Annotated in this window: 21 protein-coding genes; 5 read left to right on the forward strand and 16 right to left on the reverse strand. The window is 61.2% G+C overall.

Features of this window, described 5'->3' with window-relative positions:
* From ACM62Q_RS06175 to nhaR, 9 genes are all read right to left on the reverse strand, one after another.
* A partial coding sequence (locus ACM62Q_RS06175; protein ID WP_415034633.1) for a recombination-associated protein RdgC occupies positions 1-659 on the reverse strand: 659 nt, incomplete at its 3' end.
* A gap of 3 nt (positions 660-662) precedes the next feature.
* Positions 663-1,397, reverse strand: a complete 735-nt coding sequence (gene trmB / locus ACM62Q_RS06180) for a tRNA (guanosine(46)-N7)-methyltransferase TrmB (RefSeq protein WP_415034723.1) — start codon at positions 1,395-1,397, stop codon at positions 663-665.
* 50 nt (positions 1,398-1,447) lie between these two features.
* On the reverse strand, positions 1,448-2,230 hold the full coding sequence (locus ACM62Q_RS06185) for a thiazole synthase (RefSeq protein ID WP_415034635.1): 783 nt from the start codon (positions 2,228-2,230) through the stop codon (positions 1,448-1,450).
* Between the two features lie 36 nt (positions 2,231-2,266).
* Positions 2,267-2,470: a sulfur carrier protein ThiS gene (gene thiS, locus ACM62Q_RS06190; protein WP_415034637.1), complete on the reverse strand. Its 204-nt coding sequence runs from the start codon at positions 2,468-2,470 to the stop codon at positions 2,267-2,269.
* 9 nt (positions 2,471-2,479) lie between these two features.
* On the reverse strand, positions 2,480-3,430 hold the full coding sequence (gene lipA / locus ACM62Q_RS06195; protein ID WP_415034639.1) for a lipoyl synthase: 951 nt from the start codon (positions 3,428-3,430) through the stop codon (positions 2,480-2,482).
* Entirely contained in the window at positions 3,423-4,049 is a 627-nt protein-coding gene (gene lipB / locus ACM62Q_RS06200; protein WP_415034725.1) for a lipoyl(octanoyl) transferase LipB, read from the reverse strand. The genes lipA and lipB overlap by 8 nt, the downstream gene beginning before the upstream one ends.
* A 58-nt stretch (positions 4,050-4,107) precedes the next feature.
* Complete coding sequence (locus ACM62Q_RS06205; protein WP_415034641.1) at positions 4,108-4,419, reverse strand: YbeD family protein; 312 nt, start codon at positions 4,417-4,419, stop codon at positions 4,108-4,110.
* Positions 4,420-4,445: 26 nt separating this feature from the next.
* Positions 4,446-5,669, reverse strand: coding sequence for a D-alanyl-D-alanine carboxypeptidase family protein (locus ACM62Q_RS06210; RefSeq protein WP_415034643.1), 1,224 nt, complete (start codon positions 5,667-5,669; stop codon positions 4,446-4,448).
* A gap of 24 nt (positions 5,670-5,693) precedes the next feature.
* Positions 5,694-6,587: a transcriptional activator NhaR gene (nhaR, locus tag ACM62Q_RS06215; RefSeq protein ID WP_415034645.1), complete on the reverse strand. Its 894-nt coding sequence runs from the start codon at positions 6,585-6,587 to the stop codon at positions 5,694-5,696.
* Between the two features lie 124 nt (positions 6,588-6,711).
* Here nhaR and htpX point away from each other — a divergent pair, with 124 nt between their 5' ends.
* A complete protein-coding gene (gene htpX, locus ACM62Q_RS06220; RefSeq protein WP_415034647.1) occupies positions 6,712-7,581 on the forward strand; it encodes a protease HtpX in 870 nt (289 codons plus the stop codon).
* Positions 7,582-7,623: 42 nt separating this feature from the next.
* Here the strand turns inward: htpX and ACM62Q_RS06225 are convergent, their stop codons facing one another.
* The 4 genes from ACM62Q_RS06225 to ACM62Q_RS06240 all read right to left on the reverse strand — a co-directional run bounded on the left by ACM62Q_RS06225 (position 7,624) and on the right by ACM62Q_RS06240 (position 9,645).
* Complete coding sequence (locus ACM62Q_RS06225) at positions 7,624-8,034, reverse strand: type II toxin-antitoxin system VapC family toxin (RefSeq protein ID WP_415034649.1); 411 nt, start codon at positions 8,032-8,034, stop codon at positions 7,624-7,626.
* Positions 8,034-8,273 (reverse strand): AbrB/MazE/SpoVT family DNA-binding domain-containing protein, encoded by a 240-nt coding sequence (locus tag ACM62Q_RS06230; protein ID WP_415034651.1) that lies wholly within the window; start codon positions 8,271-8,273, stop codon positions 8,034-8,036. The genes ACM62Q_RS06225 and ACM62Q_RS06230 overlap by 1 nt, the downstream gene beginning before the upstream one ends.
* Positions 8,274-8,361: 88 nt before the next feature.
* Positions 8,362-9,150 (reverse strand): hypothetical protein, encoded by a 789-nt coding sequence (locus ACM62Q_RS06235; protein WP_415034653.1) that lies wholly within the window; start codon positions 9,148-9,150, stop codon positions 8,362-8,364.
* Positions 9,151-9,171: 21 nt separating this feature from the next.
* Positions 9,172-9,645, reverse strand: coding sequence for a VOC family protein (locus tag ACM62Q_RS06240; RefSeq protein WP_415034655.1), 474 nt, complete (start codon positions 9,643-9,645; stop codon positions 9,172-9,174).
* Between the two features lie 341 nt (positions 9,646-9,986).
* On the opposite strand from ACM62Q_RS06240, the gene glmU reads away from it, so the two are divergent.
* From glmU to fusA, 3 genes are read left to right on the forward strand one after another with little or no spacing between them, the layout of a single operon-like run.
* Complete coding sequence (gene glmU / locus ACM62Q_RS06245) at positions 9,987-11,369, forward strand: bifunctional UDP-N-acetylglucosamine diphosphorylase/glucosamine-1-phosphate N-acetyltransferase GlmU (RefSeq protein ID WP_415034657.1); 1,383 nt, start codon at positions 9,987-9,989, stop codon at positions 11,367-11,369.
* Positions 11,362-11,685 (forward strand): hypothetical protein, encoded by a 324-nt coding sequence (locus tag ACM62Q_RS06250; RefSeq protein ID WP_415034659.1) that lies wholly within the window; start codon positions 11,362-11,364, stop codon positions 11,683-11,685. The genes glmU and ACM62Q_RS06250 overlap by 8 nt, the downstream gene beginning before the upstream one ends.
* A 42-nt stretch (positions 11,686-11,727) precedes the next feature.
* A complete protein-coding gene (fusA, locus tag ACM62Q_RS06255) occupies positions 11,728-13,794 on the forward strand; it encodes an elongation factor G (protein WP_415034661.1) in 2,067 nt (688 codons plus the stop codon).
* A 137-nt stretch (positions 13,795-13,931) separates the two neighbouring features.
* Here fusA and ACM62Q_RS06260 read toward each other — a convergent pair whose 3' ends face one another.
* Positions 13,932-14,648, reverse strand: coding sequence for a response regulator transcription factor (locus ACM62Q_RS06260; RefSeq protein WP_415034663.1), 717 nt, complete (start codon positions 14,646-14,648; stop codon positions 13,932-13,934).
* Positions 14,641-16,671 (reverse strand): PAS-domain containing protein, encoded by a 2,031-nt coding sequence (locus tag ACM62Q_RS06265; RefSeq protein WP_415034665.1) that lies wholly within the window; start codon positions 16,669-16,671, stop codon positions 14,641-14,643. Before ACM62Q_RS06265 ends, ACM62Q_RS06260 begins: the two co-directional genes overlap by 8 nt.
* A 247-nt stretch (positions 16,672-16,918) precedes the next feature.
* On the opposite strand from ACM62Q_RS06265, the gene ACM62Q_RS06270 reads away from it, so the two are divergent.
* Complete coding sequence (locus ACM62Q_RS06270) at positions 16,919-17,596, forward strand: acetate uptake transporter (RefSeq protein WP_415034667.1); 678 nt, start codon at positions 16,919-16,921, stop codon at positions 17,594-17,596.
* 289 nt (positions 17,597-17,885) lie between these two features.
* Here ACM62Q_RS06270 and ACM62Q_RS06275 read toward each other — a convergent pair whose 3' ends face one another.
* Positions 17,886-19,088 (reverse strand): hypothetical protein, encoded by a 1,203-nt coding sequence (locus tag ACM62Q_RS06275; RefSeq protein ID WP_415034669.1) that lies wholly within the window; start codon positions 19,086-19,088, stop codon positions 17,886-17,888.
* Between the last annotated feature and the right edge of the window lie 46 nt (positions 19,089-19,134).

The following is a 19,134-nucleotide window of genomic DNA, read 5'->3' on the forward strand; positions in this document are numbered from 1 at the left end:
ATTTGTTCGTCCATGCCGTCGCCGTCGAGCGGGTGGCGCACGTAGCGCACGGCGGCTTTTTCTTCGGCCACCGATTTCAGTTCGCAGTCGCGGTCGATGCTGAAACCGGCGGGGGCGCTGCCGCCGGCCAGCCAGTCGGCCATCGCCGATTGCGGCGAGCCTTGCGTGTGCAGGGGCTTGAGCGGGAATTCGTCGAGGCAAAAGCGCAGATGTTCGATGACTTCCTCAGCCTTGGTTTGGCTGCCGGCGTCGACTACGAACCAGCCATTGACCGGGTCGATCCAGACGAAAGTGCGGTTTTTCTTGGTGAAGGCGCGCGGCATCAGTTCTTCCGTGATGCGCTCGCGTAATTCTTTCATCTGCTTGCGACCGGGTGGGTAGCCTTGTTCACCGGCGATTTGTTCGGCGCGTTCTTGCGCGGTTTCGTTGATGACCGAGCTGGGCAGCAGGCGCTGTTCGGTGGTCAGGGCGAGCAGCCATTGGCCGTGGCTGGCATAGACCAGACCGGCGTCCGGGCGCGGTGGCGTCCAGCCGCGTGACAGGGGCTGGTGGCTGGGGCAGGGCGAGAACGCGCCGCGCGCCAGCTGTTCGTCGAGGGCGGCGAGGTCGATGTTCCAGGGCGCAGGCAGGCGGTAGATTTGCAGGTTTTTGAACCACATGATTTACAGCTTTCTGAAAACGAGATCCCACACGCCATGCCCGAGGCGCAGTCCCCGGTTTTCAAATTTGGTGAGCGGGCGGTAAGCGGGACGCGGCGCAAAGCCGGCGAGATGGGCGGTGCTGTCGGCTTCCAGCGCCTGTTGCAGCGCCTCGGGGGGCGGGTTGGCGACACTGTTTTCCAAGCTGGATTCGCCGCTTAACACGTCGAGCATTTGCAGCGCGTAGTTTTCCCAGTCGGTGGCGCAGTGGATGTAGCCGCCACTTTGCAGGCGCGAGGCGAGTAGGGCGATGAAAGGCGGCTGAACCAGGCGGCGTTTTTTGTGCCGCGTCTTGTGCCAGGGATCGGGGAAAAAGATGTGGATGCCAGCCAGTGTGTTTTCCGGCAGCATGTCGCGCACCACTTCGACGGCATCGTGCTGGCCGATGCGCAGGTTGCCGAGGGCGTTTTCGGCGATCAGCTTGCACAGCGCGCCGACGCCGGGAACGTGAACTTCCAGCCCGAAATAATCGTTTTCCGGGTGGGCGGCGGCGATTTTGGCGGTGGTTTCCCCCATGCCGCAGCCGATTTCGAGGATTTTCGGGGCGGCGCGGCCAAATACGGCGTTCAGATCGAGCGGCGTGTTCTGGTAGGGTACGCCGATTTTCGGCAGCATTTCATCCAGATAACGCTGCTGCGCTTCCGACATGCGCCCGGCGCGGCGCACATAGCTTTTGATATGGCCGTGGCGGCCCGCCATGTATTCGCCTTCTTCGCCCTCGGCGGCGGGGTGGATCAGCAAGTCCTTGCTCATGAGCCGATCAGCCCGCTGGTCGGCGACGAGGGATCGGCCGAATAGTATTTGCGCGCCATGCGCCCGGCGAGAAAGGCTTCGCGTCCGGCCTCGATGCCTTTTTTCATCGCTGAAGCCATGAGCACCGGGTCTTTGGCGTGGGCGATGGCGGTGTTCATCAAGACGCCGTCGCAGCCGAGTTCCATGGCGATGGTGGCGTCCGAGGCGGTGCCGACGCCGGCATCGACGATGATCGGCACGCGGGCGTTGTCGATGATCAGACGCAGATTCCACGGATTGACGATGCCCATGCCGGAGCCGATCAGCGAGGCCAGCGGCATCACCGCGATGCAGCCAATGTCTTCCAGCATCTTGCACTGAATGGGGTCGTCGGCGCAGTAGACCATCACCGCGAAGCCTTCCTTGACCAGGGTTTGCGCAGCTTTCAGCGTTTCCGGCATGTTGGGGAAAAGGTTGTTCGGGTCGCCCAGCACTTCCAGCTTGCACAGCGGATGCCCATCGAGCAGTTCGCGGGCCAGGCGCAGCGTGCGCACCGCATCTTCTGCCGTGTAACAGCCGGCGGTGTTGGGCAGGATGGTGAATTGCGACGGCGGCACCGCGTCCAGCAGATTGGGCTGGCTGGCGTCCTGGCCGATGTTGGTGCGGCGGATGGCGACGGTGACGATCTCGGCCCCGGAGGCATCGATGGCAGCGCGGGTCTGGGCGAAATCGGCATATTTGCCGGTGCCGACCAGCAAGCGGGAACGGTAGGTTTTGCCGGCGAGGGTGAGGGTGTGCATGTTTTCGGAGAGAGAAGGGAAAGGAGGGAAGAAAGATCAGCCGCCGCCGACGGCGACGACGATTTCCAGCGTGTCGCCGTCGGCCAGTTGCGTGTCCGCGTGCTGGCTCTTGGGAACGATTTCGCCGTTCTTTTCGATAGCGATGCGCTTGCCGGTGTAACCGAGCTGGTCGACCAGTTGGGCGATGCTGAGCGGCGCGGGGAACTGGCGGTGGCTGCCGTTGAGGGTAAGGGTGAGCATGGTGTGATTTTAATCGGCGACGCCCGCGGCGTGCGCCTGCTGATCCGCCCAATAGCTCGAACGCACCATCGGGGCGCAGGCGGCGCCGGTGAAGCCGAGGCTTTGGGCTTCGCGTTCGTACATTTTGAAGGTGTCGGGCGAAACGTAGCGGCTGACCGGCAGATGGTGGCCGGAAGGGGCGAGGTACTGGCCGATGGTGAGCATTTCGACGTCGTGGGCGCGTAAATCGCGCATGACCTCGAGAATTTCATCGTCGTTTTCGCCCAGGCCGACCATCAGGCCGGATTTGGTGGTGGTTTGCGGATAGCGCGCCTTGAAGCGTTTGAGAAATTCCAGCGAATGCGCGTAGTCCGCGCCGGGGCGGGCCTGCTTGTAGAGGCGCGACACGGTTTCCATATTGTGGTTGAGGACATCGGGCAGCGCCTGACCGAGCACCTCCAGCGCCACGTCCATACGGCCGCGAAAATCCGGAACCAGGGTTTCGATTCGTGTGGAAGGTGAGCGCTCACGCACGGCGCGCACCACGTCGACGAAGTGTTGTGCGCCGCCGTCGCGCAGGTCATCACGGTCTACGCTGGTGATGACGACGTAGTTCAAGCGCAGCGCCGCCACGGAATCGGCCAGTTGCGCCGGCTCGTTCGGGTCGGGTGGCAGCGGTTGGCCGTGGCCGACATCGCAGAAGGGGCAGCGGCGGGTGCAGATGTCGCCGAGAATCATGAAGGTGGCGGTACCGCGCCCGAAGCACTCGCCGATGTTGGGGCAGGCGGCTTCTTCGCAGACGGTGTGCAGCTTTTTCTCGCGCAGCATGGCTTTGATTTCGCCAAAACGCCCGGCGCTGTTGCCCGCAGTGACGCGGATCCAGTCCGGTTTTTTGAGCGGCGCATCGACCGGCACGATCTTGATCGGAATGCGGGCGGTTTTCAGTTCGCCCTTTTGCTTGATGCCTTTGATGTCAGCCATGGGGTGCCTCATGCGCGTGCAGTTGTAATAGGAGATGTCGACACAAACCTTCGCCGGCCTCGCTCAGAGTCAGGGCGAGCCCGAGGTCGCGGGTTTGCGTCACCGCCATGCCGGCGTAGCCGCAGGGGTTGATGGCGGAAAAAGGGCCGAGATCCATATCCACGTTCAGAGCAAGCCCGTGATAGCTGCAGCCGCGGCGGATGCGCAGACCGAGCGCGGCGATTTTGGCGGCACCGACATAAACGCCGGGGGCATTGGCGTGGCGTTCGGCATTGACACCGTGCTCAGCGAGAAAATCGATGATGGCCTGCTCGATATGGCGCACCAGTTCGCGCACCTTCAAGCCCCGGCGGTTGAGATCGAGCAGGAGGTAAATCACGATCTGACCCGGGCCGTGGTAAGTGATCTGGCCGCCACGGTCGATCGGCACGACGGGAATGCCAATGTCGCGCAGCAGGTGTTCCGCTTTGCCGGCCTGGCCTTGCGTAAACACGGGCGGGTGTTCGACCAGCCACAGTTCGTCCGCTGTCGTTTCCTTGCGTGCGGCAGTAAATTCTTGCATCGCGGCAAAAGTGGGCGCGTACTCTGCGCGCCCCAGCCATTTGCAGAAAAGTGGCAGGGCTTGCTTCCCGGCGCTTGTTGCAGCGTCGGGGGTAGGGGCTGGCAGCTCATGCACCTCAGAGCACCACCTTGATCAAAGGATGGGCAGTCAATGCCAGATAAAGCGCATCGAGCTGGGCTTTTGAGGTGGCGCGCACGGTGCAGGTCAGGCTGAGGTAGTTGCCCCCCGAGCTGCTGCGCATTTCCATGCTGGCCCCGTCGAAATCCGGGGCGTGCTGGCAGACGATGGTGAGCACGGTTTGCGCCAGCTCATCGACGGCGCGGCCCATGATCTTGATGGGGAAATCGCAGGGGAATTCGAGCAGGGTATCGGAGGAGATCTCGGAGGAGGTCTCGGATGAAGTCTCGGGCGGGGGAGCGTCAGACATGGGCGGCGAACTTTGCAAAGAGGAGATTACTGGAACCAGAGTTTGATGCTGTCGATGGCCCGGCCAAACGCCCCGGCGAGCGGCACGTCGGCTTGGGCGCGGACGGGATATTCACCATACGCCTGCCCGGCGAGGGTCAGTTTGAGGCGGCCGATGACCTGGCCTTTCTGAATGGGGGCGAGCAGGCGCTCGGCGGGGAGATACTCGGCTTTGAGTTGCCCCCCCAAACCTTTCGGTACGGCGACGATGAATTCTTCGTCGAAGCCGACGGGAACTTGATTTTTAGCCCCTTTCCAGAGGCGCGGTGTGGCCACGGCCTGGCCTTGCGGATAGAGGTGCACCGGCTCGTAGGCGACATAACCCCAGTTCAGAAGCTTGGCCGATTCGGCGGCGCGGGCTTTGTCGGAGGCGGTGCCGAGCACGACTGAGAGCAGGCGGCGACGGTCGCGCAGGGCGGAGGAAATCAGGCAGTAACCGGCCGCCTCGGTGTGGCCGGTTTTCACGCCATCGACCGTGGGGTCGGTCCATAGCAAGCGGTTGCGGTTGGGTTGAGTGATATTGGCGTAACGAAATTCTTTCAGCGAGTAGTAGCGTTTGTATTCCTCTGGGAAATCGTGAATGAGCGCGCTGGCCAGCTTGGCCAAGTCGCGCGCCGTGGTGTAGTGCTGAGCATCGGGCAGGCCGGTCGAGTTACGAAACTGCGTGTGCTGCATACCCAGGCGCTGGGCTTCGCGGTTCATCATTTGCGCAAAGTTTTCTTCGCTGCCGGCAATGGCTTCCGCCAGCACGACGCAAGCATCGTTGCCGGATTGCACGATCATGCCTTTGAGCAGGTCATCGACCGCCACCTGCGTATTGACCTTGACAAACATTTTCGAGCCGCCGGTGCGCCAGGCTTTTTCGGATACCGGCAGGGCTTGCGTCAGCGCCAGTTTCTTGTCGCGCAGCGCGCTGAAACTGAGGTAGGCCGTCATCAACTTGGTCAGCGAGGCAGGTTCGAGTTTTTGCTCGGCTTTTTCTGCCGCCAGCGTCTGCCCGGAAGCGACCTCGATCAACAACCAGGCGCTCGCCGCCAAGTCGGGGGGGACTGGGGCAAGAGGGGTGGCGGGGGCAATGTTGGTGGGCGCATGGGGCGCGGCGGGGGCCGCCGGGGCAGCATGAAGGGCGGTCGGCAAGACAAGGCAAAGGGCCAGGGTAATGAATTTGTGCAGGGGCATCATCGAGGAAGAAAGCAGCGGCAAAGCGGGCAATTATAGCCCCGCTCGCCGTCGGCCTTAGGTAAGGCTTGGTGACGTGGCGTCGATCTGGCACAGGGCTTCGATGGCCGGGTGGCGAATTTTGCGCTCGGTCGAAATGGCGTGAATCTGCTCGGCCACGCCCTGCATTTCTCCGAGCATTTGTGCATCGTACTCGTTGGCCAGTTGCTCGCGCAGGATGAGCGGTGCGGGAAAGATGCCCAAGCTGCCGCGTCCGAAGGTGGTGAGCAGGGCGCTATCTTGAAATTCGCCGACGATGCGCGGGCTCAAGCCTTGTTCATCGAGCCAGCGATCGATGCGCACGCGTAGCGCGTTGTGTCGTGTCGGCAGGAGCAGAGGGGCATCGTTCAGGCTGCGCGGAAAATCGGTTTGTCCCTGCAAAAGGCGGGGTGTGGCGAACAAACCGGTGGCAAATTCCCCCAGGTGCGTGCTGAATACTTTGAGATTGCCGGTCGCCGGCGCGGCGCGGTCGGTCAGGACGAGATCGAGGCGATGCAGGGCCAGGTCGGCAAGCAGATTGTCAAAACTGCCTTCCAGACAAATCAGGCGCAGATCGCCGGGGATGGCCGTGGCCTGACTGAGCAGGCGATAGGCGAGCAGTTTCGGGATGCTGTCGGAAATGCCGACGCGCAAACGTAAAATCTGGCCGCTGTCGTCTTGCGCAATGGCTTCTTCCAGCTGTTCGCCGAGCTGGAAAATCTGATCGGTGTAGCGCAGGGCCATGCGCCCGGTTTCGCTCAGCACCAGCCGCCGTCCTTGGGCAATGAACAAGGCTTTGCCCAGCTGGCGCTCGAGCAGGCTGAGCTGGCCGCTGATGGTTTGCACCGCCACGCCCAGCCGCTCTGCCGCGCGCGTGATGCTGCCTTCTTTGGCAACGACCCAAAAATAATGCAGGTGCTTGTAATTGAGCATGGTGTGCGGCCTCGGGGGTTGTTTGTTTCGAAAAAAGCGAATGATTCTTCCATTCTGCTCCGTTTTTTTCTGGATTCCAATTACGGTACTATCGCTGCGTTTTTTCTCCCCTAGGAGTTTCGTCATGAAACGCATCGTACTTTTCCTGGTGACCAACCTGGCCGTCATGCTCGTGCTCAGCGTGGTGACCAGTCTGCTTGGCGTCAATAAATTCCTTACCGCGAACGGCTTGAACATGGGTGCCCTGCTCGCGTTTTCTGCCGTGATCGGCTTTGGTGGTTCCTTCATTTCGCTTTTGATGTCGAAAACCATGGCGAAATGGAGCACCGGGGCGCGCGTCATTACCCAGCCCTCTTCCTCGACCGAGGTCTGGTTGATTGACAGTGTGGCCAAACTGGCGGATCGCGCTGGTTTACCCATGCCGGAAGTGGCCATTTATGAGGGCGAGCCCAATGCTTTCGCCACCGGCGCGAGCAAGAAAAATTCGCTGGTGGCCGTGTCGACCGGGCTTTTGCAGAGCATGACGCGGGAAGAGGCAGAAGCCGTGCTGGCCCATGAAGTAGCGCATATCGCCAATGGCGACATGGTGACGCTCACCCTCATCCAGGGCGTGGTGAATACCTTTGTGATCTTTATTTCGCGTGTCGTCGGTTATCTGGTCGACTCTTTCCTGCGCCGCAACGACAGCGAAAGCAGCGGCCCGGGCATCGGCTATATGGTGACCAGCATGATTTGCGAAGTGGTGTTCGGCATCCTCGCCAGCATCATCGTCGCCTGGTTCTCGCGCCAGCGCGAATTCCGCGCCGATGCCGGAGCCGCCAGCCTGATGCGCTCGCCCGTGCCGATGCAAAACGCCTTGCGCCGCCTGGGTAGCCTGCACACCGAGCCGCTGCCGAAAAACATGGCGGCTTCCGGCATTGCCGGTGGTATCGGCAGCCTCTTTGCCACCCATCCGCCGCTGGAAGCGCGCATCGCAGCACTCGCCGCGCGCTGAACGCCGCTGGCAAAACAAAAAGGGAGGCCGTGGCCTCCCTTTTCACGCCGAGGTTTTTGGCGCAATGAGCGCAACACCCGGAAAGTACGCGCTATAGCGCCGTGTGTCCCGGGTCAGGATGGGGAGTCTTGCAACGGCAGCATGTGCACCGATGAAGAAGTCGGCCAACACATTGTTTTTCGTCCCGCCCTGGCGACGGTAGCGGATGAAAGCCTTGCCGGCCAGAAACAAGGCCGGGCGCGGCAATTCAAGAAAATTCAGACCAAGGTCGGCGATGGTTTCGTCCAGCGTTTCGGCGCTCGTAAAGGTTAGCGACAGTTCGGAATAAATGATGGGGTTGATCGCCAGACCTTGGATTTTTGATTGAGCGCGTAATTGGGCAATCGACCAGTCCACCCAAGTGAGATCGTTTTCCAGGACATCCACCAGGACGTTGGTGTCGACCAGTAGCATCAGTTTTCACCGCGCAGCAATGTCATCAGATCGTCGGTGCGCCATTTGACGTCGGCCTTGCCGCGGGCGGCTTCAAAGCGGTCGGGTATTGAGCCCGGATTTGGGCTCGCTTTTTTAATGATGACATCGCCTTCCCGATTGACTGCGAAATCTACGGCGCAACCGGTTGCTAGGCCAAGCGCTTCGCGAATCTGCTTGGGAATGGTCACTTGTCCTTTGCTGCTCAGTGTCGTCGGCACGGTGTCATTCCTTTTGTGTTATGTGGTTTCTGATTGTAATACTACGCCGCCCGTCGGCAATCTACCTGTAAAGCGCAGATGTGCGGCCTTAGCACTCGATGCTGCGCAACGCCTGTTCGATCAAATCGAGCTGGGCGCGGATGGCGTGGGCGGCGCGGTCCTGGTCGGCCTCGCTGGCGTCGTAGAGTTGCAGGCTGAGGTTGTGCACACCACGCCCCAGGTGGTAAATACCCCACATTTCGATTTGTTCGGCGTGCGCAATAAGCCCTTCGCATTCCTCGGCGATGCCGTAGATGTCGATGGGCAAAACATCGAGCGCCTCACGCATGTGGGCGAGGCGTTCCTCGGCATCTTCGACGAACAGGCGATCGAGCACGTCGGAGCGTTCGCCGGGCTTTCCCGAGGGGCGCAAGGCAGTTTCCAGGCGTTCCCGGAAATGGCGCAAACGCTCGTTCAAACGCGGATGCTCCAGGCCTTGCGGCAAGTGCTTGTCGCTGGCATCGGTCATGACTTCGCACAGGGCTTGCAGGCTGGCGTGCAGGCGGTTATTGGCGGCCTGGTGTTCGAGACGGTCTGCGGCGCTGGCCAGACTTTCGGCGAGTGCCAGGCAGTCAGCATCGGCAGTTTCGAGCGCCAGGCTCATGATCAGCATGGCGCTGCGGCGAAAGCGGGTAGGATCGGTGCTGCCGTGTTCTTGCCAGGTGTCGGCAAACTCTGACCAGGCGGACTGCCAGCGTTTATTGAGTTCCGGGGGAAAGCGTGCGCTCTGGGTTTGGCTGACCCAAGGCAGGATGGATGCCATGGCATCGAGCATGGGGTTCAGGGCGCTGCGTGTCGCGGCCAGATCGTTGTGGAGATCGTCGTCGCCGGAAACCATGGCTTTCCCCTGGGGCCGGTGTTAGCCGGCCAGTTTGGCAAAGGCCGCGACCACTTCCGGCGGGGCTTGCACCAGTTCGATCAGCACACCTTCGCCGCCGACGGGAAACTCCTCGTTGCCCTTGGGGTGCAAAAAGCAGATGTCAAAACCGGCTGCGCCCTTGCGGATGCCGCCCGGCGCAAAGCGCACGCCGTTGGCCGAGAGCCACTCCACTGCCTTGGGCAGATCGTCGATCCACAGGCCGACGTGATTGAGCGGGGTGGCGTGCACGGCAGGTTTTTTCTCCGGATCGATCGGCTGCATCAGGTCGACCTCCACCTTGAACGGCCCCTTGCCCATGGCGCAGATGTCCTCATCCACGTTTTCGCGCTCGGACTGAAACGTGCCGGTGACTTCCAGGCCCAGTTTTTCTACCCACAGGGTCTTGAGCTTTTCTTTGGATGGGCCACCAATGGCGATTTGTTGAATGCCGAGGACTTTGAACGGGCGGGACATGCGTTTCTCCAGTGTCGTAAGTGTCGTGGGGTGGGCAAGCGGGAAACCCACGAGGATTTCCTGCTGGCTCCTAGTTTTCCATTTCCGGGAATGGGTTTCATGCTACCAGTTTTCCATCGATTCTCCCCGGGGCACCCGTTCGCCAAACCCTCGATGCCTCGTTGCGGCGCTAATTTGGCGAGGTGTTTGGGATTCCAGGCGGCAGCCGTACATTTTTTCGCCAGCTTGACGGACCGTGATTCGGCTGCGATGACTTTGGTTTGTTTTCCGGCAAGCCAGCCATCGGATGGGGGGTGGCCTGCGGTTATACTGAGCATCTTTTTTACCGTTGAAGTTGCCGTATGAATATCGTCATTCTTGCTGCTGGACAAGGCAAACGCATGGTGTCCGATTTGCCCAAGGTGTTGCATCCGATTGCCGGAAAGCCCTTGGTGGGCCATGTTCTGGATACAGCGCGTGCCTTGCGGCCGGAAAAATTGATCGTGGTGTATGGCCATGGCGGTGCGCAGGTGCAGGCCGCTCTGGCGGCCCCGGATGTGTCCTGGGCCGAGCAGGCGCAGCAACTGGGGACCGGGCATGCCGTGGCGCAGGCTTTGCCCTTGTTGGGTGCGGCGGAGCAAACCCTGGTGTTGTACGGTGATGTGCCGCTCACGCGTTTGGCAACGCTGCAAAAATTGCTCGCTGCCGGGCGCGATGGCCTGGCGATTCTGACGCTGGATCTGGCTGACCCGACGGGCTACGGGCGCATCGTGCGCAATGCCGCGGGCGAGGTGGTCAAGATTGTCGAACAAAAAGATGCCAGCGCCGCAGAAAAAGCGATTTGCGAAATCAACACCGGCATCATGGCCATGCCCACGGCGCGCCTGGCCGACTGGTTGGGGCGGCTGAAAAACGATAACGCCCAGGGCGAGTACTACCTGACCGATATCGTTGCGCTGGCGGTGGCGGCAGGGGTGCCGGTACGCACCGCGCAGCCCGCGGCGGAGTGGGAAGTGCTGGGCGTCAATAGCAAGGTGCAGCTGGCCGAGCTGGAACGTTGTCAGCAGCGCAACATCGCCGAACAGTTGCTGGTGGCCGGCGTGCGGCTGAGTGACCCGGCGCGCCTGGATGTGCGCGGCACGCTGCGTCATGGCAAGGATGTGAGCATCGATGTCGGTTGTGTGTTTGAGGGCGAGGTGACATTGGGCGATGGGGTGGAGGTTGGCCCTTATTGTGTTCTGAAGAATGTGACGATCGCCGCCGGCGCGCGTTTGGCGGCCTTTTGCCATTGTGAGGAGGCGGTGGTCGGCGAAAAAGCGGTCATCGGCCCCTATGCGCGCTTGCGTCCGGGGGCGGATCTGGCGGCGGAGGTGCATGTCGGCAACTTTGTCGAAATCAAGAAAAGCCGCCTCGGCCGGCAATCGAAAGCCAATCATCTGGCCTATATCGGGGATGCGGAAATCGGCGCGCGGGTCAATGTCGGCGCGGGCACCATCACCTGCAATTACGACGGCGTGAATAAGCATAAAACCATCATCGAAGACGATGTGTTCATTGGTTCCGACACGCAACTGGTGGCTCCGGTGACCGTTGGGCGCGGTGCCACCTTGGGGGCGGGAACGACGCTGACGAAAAATGCGCCGCCGGATGCCCTCACCGTGTCACGCGCCAAACAGCTGACCTTGGAAGGTTGGCAGAAGCCGCAAAAACAACCCAAAACCAACGAAATGAAGACCGATGGATAACAGTTTTCTCGCTTTCGCACTCGTCACTTCCCTGCTGTTGGCCGGCGGCGGCACCTTGCTGTTGGTCGGTTATATCAACACCTTGCCGGCCGCCTTGGCGCAGCATTGGCGGATTGCCTTGCCGGTTGTGCTGCTGCCGGTGGCCGGGCCGCTCTGGTATGCCTGGCGTAGCGGTGAGGAATTTCGCCGGGCGCGTTGGCAACTGATCGCCGCTCTGGTGTTGTTGGCGCTCGCCGCCGTGGTCATTCTCGCCCTGGGGCCGTATTTTGCGGAACGCCTGGTAGCAGAGATGGCGGAAACTGCGAAAATGCGCTGAATCATTCTTTGGCGCTTTTGCCGAGGCTTTTTGGAGAACGACATGGCATCGCAGGCAGACACCGTTTATCAGCCGCAACAACTGCGCTCCCTGGCCCTTTTGGGGCATGCGGGGGCGGGTAAAACCAGTCTGGCGGAAACCCTCCTTTTTGTCGGCGGCGCATTGCAGGAAAAAGGCAGTATCGAGCGCGGCAGCACCCTGTGCGACTACGAGGCACAGGAAAAAGCGGCGGGACATTCGATTCATTCGGCGGTTTTTTCCCTGCCTTACGAGGGCGCGCTTTTGCAATGCATCGATACGCCGGGAACGCCCGATTACGCGGCGCAAGCCGTGGCCGCGCTGGCGGCGGTGGATGCTGCGGTGATCGTGATCGATGCGCAAAACGGCATCGAAGCCATGACGGAGCGCATGTTTCGTTACGCCGGTGAGCGCCGTTTGTGCCGGATGCTGGTGATCAATAAAATCGACGCCGACAACCTCGATCTGCCGGCGCTGGTGGCCAACATCCGCGAGCGTTTCGGCCCGGCCTGTTTGTTTCTCGATTTGCCGGCGCAGGGCGCGGCCCAGGTGATCGACGTGCTGGAGCAGGTCGACGGCGAGACGGATTTTGCTTCGGTGGCGGCAGCGCATCGTGCCTTGATCGATCAGTTGATCGAAGAAGACGAAAACCTCCTTGCGCGCTATCTGGAAGACGGTGCCGACCCCGCCCTGGAAGATTTGCACGCCCCCTTTGAGGCGGCCATGCGCGCCGGGCATTTGATTCCTGTGCTCTTCGTTTCGGCCAAGACCGGGGCGGGCATCCCGGAGTTGCTGCATGTTTTGGCGCACCTGGCCCCGGCTCCGGGTGAAGGCAATCCGCCGCCCTTTTTGCGCGGCGCTCCCGATCAGACGGTGGAAGCGTTTGCCGCCCAGCCCGATCCGCAGCGCCATGTTCTGGCCCATGTTTTCAAGGTGCAGGTCGACCCTTATCTGGGCAAGGTGAGTGCTTTTCGTGTGCACCAAGGGACGCTGAAGAAAGACGCACAACTCTTTGTGGGGGATGCCAAACGTCCGTTTAAGGCAACCCATTTGTATCGTCTGCAAGGCAAGGAGATGCGCGAGGTGGAGCGTCTTGTTGCCGGCGAAATCGGGGCGCTCGCCAAGGTCGAGGAGATCGTTTTCGATAGCGTTTTGCACGATTCGCACGATGAAGACCATATTCATTTGGCTCCTTTGCGTTTTCCGCGTCCGATGGTGGGGCTGGCGGTGGCACCGAAGAAAAAAGGCGATGAACAACGTCTTTTTGATGTGCTCGTCAAACTCGCCCTGGAGGACCCGACCTTTGTCGTCGAGCGTCATCCAGACAGCCACGAAACGGTGCTGCGTGGTCTGGGCGATGGGCATCTGGCCAATAAACTCGAACGCATGCTGCAGCAATACAAGCTGGAGGTGACGACGCGCCCGCCGACCATTGCTTACCGAGAAACCATTGCCGGGCAGGCCGAGGCCATGCATCGTCACAAGAAACAATCGGGCGGCGCAGGGCAGTTTGGCGAAGTGCATGTGCGCGTGGAGCCTTTGCCGCGCGGAGCAGGTTTTGTGTTTGTCGATGCCATCAAAGGCGGCGTGATTCCAGGGGTGTTCATTCCGGCGGTGGAAAAAGGCGTGCGGCAGGCCTTGGCGGGCGGTGTGGTGGCAGGTTTTCCGGTTGAAGATATCAAGGTCACGGTATTCGACGGAAAAACACACGCGGTCGATGGCAAGGAAATCGCTTTTGTCATTGCGGCGCGTAAGGCCACCATCGAAGCAGTGAAAAACGCCCGCCCACAAATTCTGGAGCCTCTGGTGACGATAGAAACCGTCGGCCCGGAAAGTGCTGTGGGCGATTTGTCGAGCGATCTCGGCGCACGGCGCGCGCATCTGACCGGTACGGATACACGCGGCCCGGGGCGGGTGGCGGTGTGCGGCGAAGCCCCCCTGGCCGAACTCCAGGACTATTCCTCACGCCTGAAATCGCTTACCGGCGGCGCGGGCGGTTATGTCGTCGAGTTTTCCCGCTACGCCGTCGTGCCGCCTGCCGTGCAGCAACAGCTGACGAGCCATTTCCATCTGCGCGAAGAAGATGAGTGAAAGGACGAGTGAAAGGATGAGTGAAACGACGCGTTTCACGGGTATCCGGCTTTGCTTGGAAACCCCGCCCTTCGGGGCGGTGCAAGGCGTGAAGCCCCCGGCCGCAAGGCCGCTGGCTTATCACCTGCTCGGCGCGCTCAATCCCCTTCCCAGCTGACTTCGGCGAGGAACAGATAGCCCGCGCCATAGACGGTTTTGATGAAGGAAGGGCTATCGGCTTCGGGTTCGAGTTTGCGCCGCAGGCGGGAGATGCGCACGTCGATGGCGCGGTCACTGGCGTTGTCGTCGCGCCCGCCCATGAGTTTTTCGCGATTGAGAATGCGGTTGGGGTTTTTGACGAAAATCTGCAGTAATTCTGCTTCCGCCGTGCTCAGGACGGTTTCCTCGCCGCCCGGGGTGCGCAAGGTGTTGTTGGCTTGGTTGAACTGCCAGCCGGAAAAGCGCGCAATCGATCGAGCGGCCTCGCCCGGCAGATTTTCGCGCCGGCGCAGGATGCTGCGCACGCGGGCGACCAGTTCGCGCGGCTCGAAAGGTTTGAGCATGTAATCGTCGGCACCGAGTTCCAGGCCCATGACCCGATCGCTGACATGCGCGCGGCCGGTCAGAATGAGGATGCCGCAGGCGGTTTGTGCGCGTACCTTTTGCATGGCCTCGATGCCGTCCATGTCGGGCAGGCCGAGGTCGATGATGCACAGTACCGGGGCGCTCTGGCGCAGGCGGCGCAATAAATCGTTGCCGCTGCGGCACCATAGGGTGCGAAAACCAAAGTCACCCAGTACCTGTTCGATGATGCGGGCGATATCCGGATCATCTTCGACGATGGCGATGAGCTTGCCGTTGTCCTTGTCATTCATGGGGTTGTCCTTCATGGGCTGTTTGTGCGCTGTGCGCTAACGCGCGTGCTAAATCCTGGCGGGAAAATGGTTTGGCAAGCACCGGCGGATCGCCGGCGCGGGGCGTGTCGTCGGCATAACCGCTGACCAGCACGATGCGCATGTGGGGGCGATTATGCCGGATGCGCTCGCTCAACTGCCGCCCATTGAGGTTGCCGGGCATCAGCACGTCGCTGACGACGATGGCGATATCGCTGATTTGCTCGACCATGGCGAGCGCTTGTTCGGCGTTTTCGGCTTCGATCACCGGGTGGCCAAGTTCGATCAGTTGCTGGCGCACGACGCGGCGCACCGCGCTATCGTCTTCCACCAGCAAGACGAGCGCACCATCGGCATGGGGCGCGCTGCCGCTGTGTGCTAGGCCGGCGCGGCTCGGAGCGCTGGTTTGCGGCAGCACGATTTCGACCTGCGTGCCGCGTTCCGGCTCGCTGCGAATGCGCATGCCGCCGCCCGACTGACGTACGAAACCTTGCGCCATGGCCAGCCCTAGACCGCTGCCCAGGCCCAGGCGCTTGGTGGTGAAAAAAGGCTCGCAGGCGTGTGCGAGCACTTGCGGCGACATGCCGCAGCCGTCGTCGGCCACGGCGATGCTGATGTAGTGGCCGGGCGGCACGTCGAATTCGGCGGTTTCCGGAGCCTCCGCCGGTAGTTCGACGTTTTCTGCGGAAATCTGCAAATGCCCGCCGCCCGGCATGGCGTCGCGGGCGTTCAAGGCGAAATTCAGTAGAGCGCTTTCAAGTAGCGCGGGGTCGGCGAGGGCGAATAAATCGTGGCTGTCAGAGGGAGTGCTCAGGTTGATGTTGTCCGGCAGCGAACGGCGGATCAGGCGGGCGAGGTCGAGCAGGAGATGATTGATATCGACCGCCGCCGGTTCCAGCGGCTGTTGCCGGGAATAGGTCAGCAGGCGGCGAATGAGCTGCACGCCGCGCCGTGCCGATTGCAGGGCGGGGGTGACGAAATCGCTGATGGCGGCATTGGCGGCCTGCTGTTCTTCGAGCGCCGCGAGATTGCCGATGATGACGGTGAGCAAGTTGTTGAAATCATGTGCCAGGCCACCGGTGAGGCTGCCGATGGCTTCCATTTTCTGCGCCTGTAAAAGCGCCGCCTGCATACGTTTTTGCTCGGTGATGTCGTGCGAAAAAACGAATACGCCGAGCACCTTTCCGTCCGCCCCCAATTCCGGCACCAAGGTGCTGTGCGCATGCCAGTGCTGTTCGCCGCGCGTCATGCGGTATTCGTAGCTGACACGCTCACCGGCCAAGGCACGATGCAGGGCGTCATTGACTTGGCGATGAATGTCGCCGCCCACCACTTCGGCCACGCTGCGCCCGATGATTTCGCTGGCCGGGTGGGCGAACCACTGGGCGTAGCCCTTGTTGACGTACCGATAAATCTGCCCTTGATCCAGATAAGCGATGAGCATGGGCATGGTGTCGTTGATCAGGCGCAGGCGGCTTTCGCTGCGGCTCAAGGCGGCGGCGATGTCGCTGTTTTCGGCATTGGCACGGCGCAGCTGGGCATTGGCGTTTTCCAGCTGGGCCGTGCGCCGGCGCACGCGCTCGTCGAGCTGCTGGTTTTGATGCTCGCTCAAATCTTCCAGATAGCGCTGTTCGGTGATGTCGCTGTAGAGCGTGACGAAACCGCCGTTGGGCAAGGGCTCGCCGCGCAAGAGGAGCAGGCTGCCATTGGGGCGGCGACGCTCGCTGACGTGGGCGCTGAAACTGCGCGCGGCAGCGATGCGCTCGTCGATTTGTTTTGCGCAATCTCCGGGGCCGTACTCACCGCGTTCGGCGTTGTAACGGATGAAATCGGCGAACGGCCGACCGATCACGGCAAAGTCAGCGGGAAAGTCGAGTAGCTCAAGGAAGGGGCGATTCCAGGCCACCAGGCGCAACTCCCCGTCGAACACGCTGATTCCTTGGTCGAGCAGATCGAGGCCGGACTGCAGCAAATCGTGACAGGGTTGGGAAGGCGGTGCGTGCATGCCGGCATTTTAGCGCGAATGGGCGGGCCGGCTGGAGGCTTACGCGCTATTGGCGATTTCGCATTGTTTAACTATGAAAAATAGGTTTTATAAAACGTAACACAATGATTTATAAAATAAATATGCCTTTGTTGATCCAGGTCATATTGTGTCAGAAAGGGTAACGGAGAATGGCCAGGCCTGTTCAAACGTGCGTTTGATGCAGCGCAGCATGACAAACCAACAAACACCTCGCAAAGGAGAACGTATGCAAGCGCAAGTGATCGAAACTCGCATGGCCATGTCCGACCCCACTGCCTTGGGGGTGTTCGGTTTGTCCATGGTGACCTTTGTTGCCGCCTCCGCCAAGATGGGCTGGACGAGCGGCGTCGCCTATCTGATTCCCTGGGCGCTGTTTCTCGGCTCGGTCGCGCAAATCTGGGCGTCGATGATCGATTTCAAGAAAAACAACTACTTTGGGGCCATTGTGCTCGGGGCTTACGGGCTGTTCTGGGTGGCGGTCGCCATGCACTGGGCGATCAGCCTCGGCTGGCTGGGTGAGGTGGGGGGCGCTTATGACCCGAAACAGCTGGCCTTTGCCTGCATCGGCTATTTTATTTTTTCGCTCTTCATCATGGTGGCCGCGTTCGAGGCGAACAAGGTGTTTGCGGTGATTCTGGTGCTGATCAACATTCTGCTGCCCTCTCTGGCCTTGTCGATCCTGGGCGTGAACCCCGTATTTTTCGGCATGCTGGCCGCCTGGAGCGAGCTGGCCATTTCTTTGCTGGGCTTTTACGCAGCCGGCGCAGTGTTTCTCAATAATTTCTTCGGCCGCCCGCTCCTGTCCCTGGGGAAACCTTTGGGCCTGATCAGCAAAGGCGCAGTAAAAACCGCCGTCGTTTCGACACCGCTGGTCGCCGCTTTGCCAACAAAAGCCGCCGCCTGAGCGCAGCCCCCAGCCAGCAGGCAGCCCCAGGTTTTGCCCGAGCGGGCCGGGGGCTGCCGCGACTTCTCGCTGTTTATCGAGTGTTTCGACGAATTGACGCTCGGTGCCGGAATCCGTAATCACATAGTCGTAGATGTGCCGCGTGAGCTTGTCGCCGGCCGTGCTGAAATCCTGCTTGCTCTGGCCGGCGGTGAAGATGTCGAGGTCGAATTTGTCCTCGACCGGGTCGTAGGCCAGATGCTCGATGATGAGCGCTGGCGGCACCGGGCCGCGCGCGGGGGCTGGCGAATCAGCGCACGACCAGGTCGATTTGCTGTAGGGCCAGGGGCCGGCCGTCTTCGGTGAGTGCTACGCCGCTGCTGCGCACATTGCCGAGAAGATGCATCGTGTTGCTGCGCAGATTGGCCGGGGTGGCGAGGTGGGCCAGCGCGAGCGCGCCGATGCCGGCGTCTTTCAGACTGCGGTACTGGCTTTCGCCGTTGGCCGCCATGCGCCAGACGCCGAGTTGGGCGAAGGCGGGGTCGGCTTCGTCGATCCAGCCGTTGGCGTCGGCATCGAGCGCGGCGAGTTCGGTAAAGCCGTTGTCCGTGCTCGGGCCGAAGAGTTCTTTGCCGTTGTTGACGATGCCGTCTTGATTACGGTCGAAATACAGATAGGCGCTGCCGGAGGCGAGGGCGGCAATGTTGACCTCCTGGCCGTCGCCCTTGAGGTCGAATTTGAAAAACTGGTCGGTGAGCTGCGCGGCACCACCCGAAAAATTGATCACCAGCGGGTCTTTGGTGGCCTGGCCGAAGCGGGCAACGAAGCTGCTTTCCTGCACGAAATGGCTGCTCATGTTGAGTTCCAGGGAAAAAGCGATGTCCCGGCCGTCGGCCGTGCGTACCGTGCCGCTCGCACGAAATGCGCTGCTCTCGTGTTCTTCGTAACGCTCGCGCGCCTCATACACCGCGCCCCAGTTGGCGTTTTGGGCGGCTTCCTGACTGGCCTCTTGCAGGCTTTTGTCGCCGGAAAGCACTTCGCCGGCGGGTGTTTTTTCCAGATCGCGGGCAGAGAAAACCTCGACTTTCTGACCGCTGATCATTTCGATCAAACGCCGGATCAAGGCAATTTTTGGGGAGTCTTCGGTTTCTTCAGCGACATTTTCGACGTTTTCCGTTGGGCTGCTTTGTGTGTTGACAGGTGCCGTGGGAGGCGGGGTGGGGGCGGCGAGGCGGGTGGCACCTTGCAGCAAACCCGCTGCGGCCTGCTGGGACGAGGCGGGCGCGCCGGGGGCGGCCAAGGGAGGGCGCAACAGTGCCATGCCCGCGTCGCTGGCCCCCGCCTGCATGGACCAGCGCGCGGCGGCGGACAGGCTGACGCTTTCGTTCTGGCGGCTGGAGATTTCAACACTGTTACCGTTTTTCCAGGCGCGCAGTGATTCGCTGCGCTCGTGGCTGATCGTTTTCTGGTAAGCCGCCGCCAGGTCAAATTGGGAGGTTTTTTGAATGAGCATGGCGCAACTCCTGAAGAAATTGTTTCGGAGATGCTGTGAATTACGT

It is taken from the genome of Azonexus sp., from assembly GCF_047638095.1.
Taxonomy (GTDB): domain Bacteria; phylum Pseudomonadota; class Gammaproteobacteria; order Burkholderiales; family Rhodocyclaceae; genus Azonexus.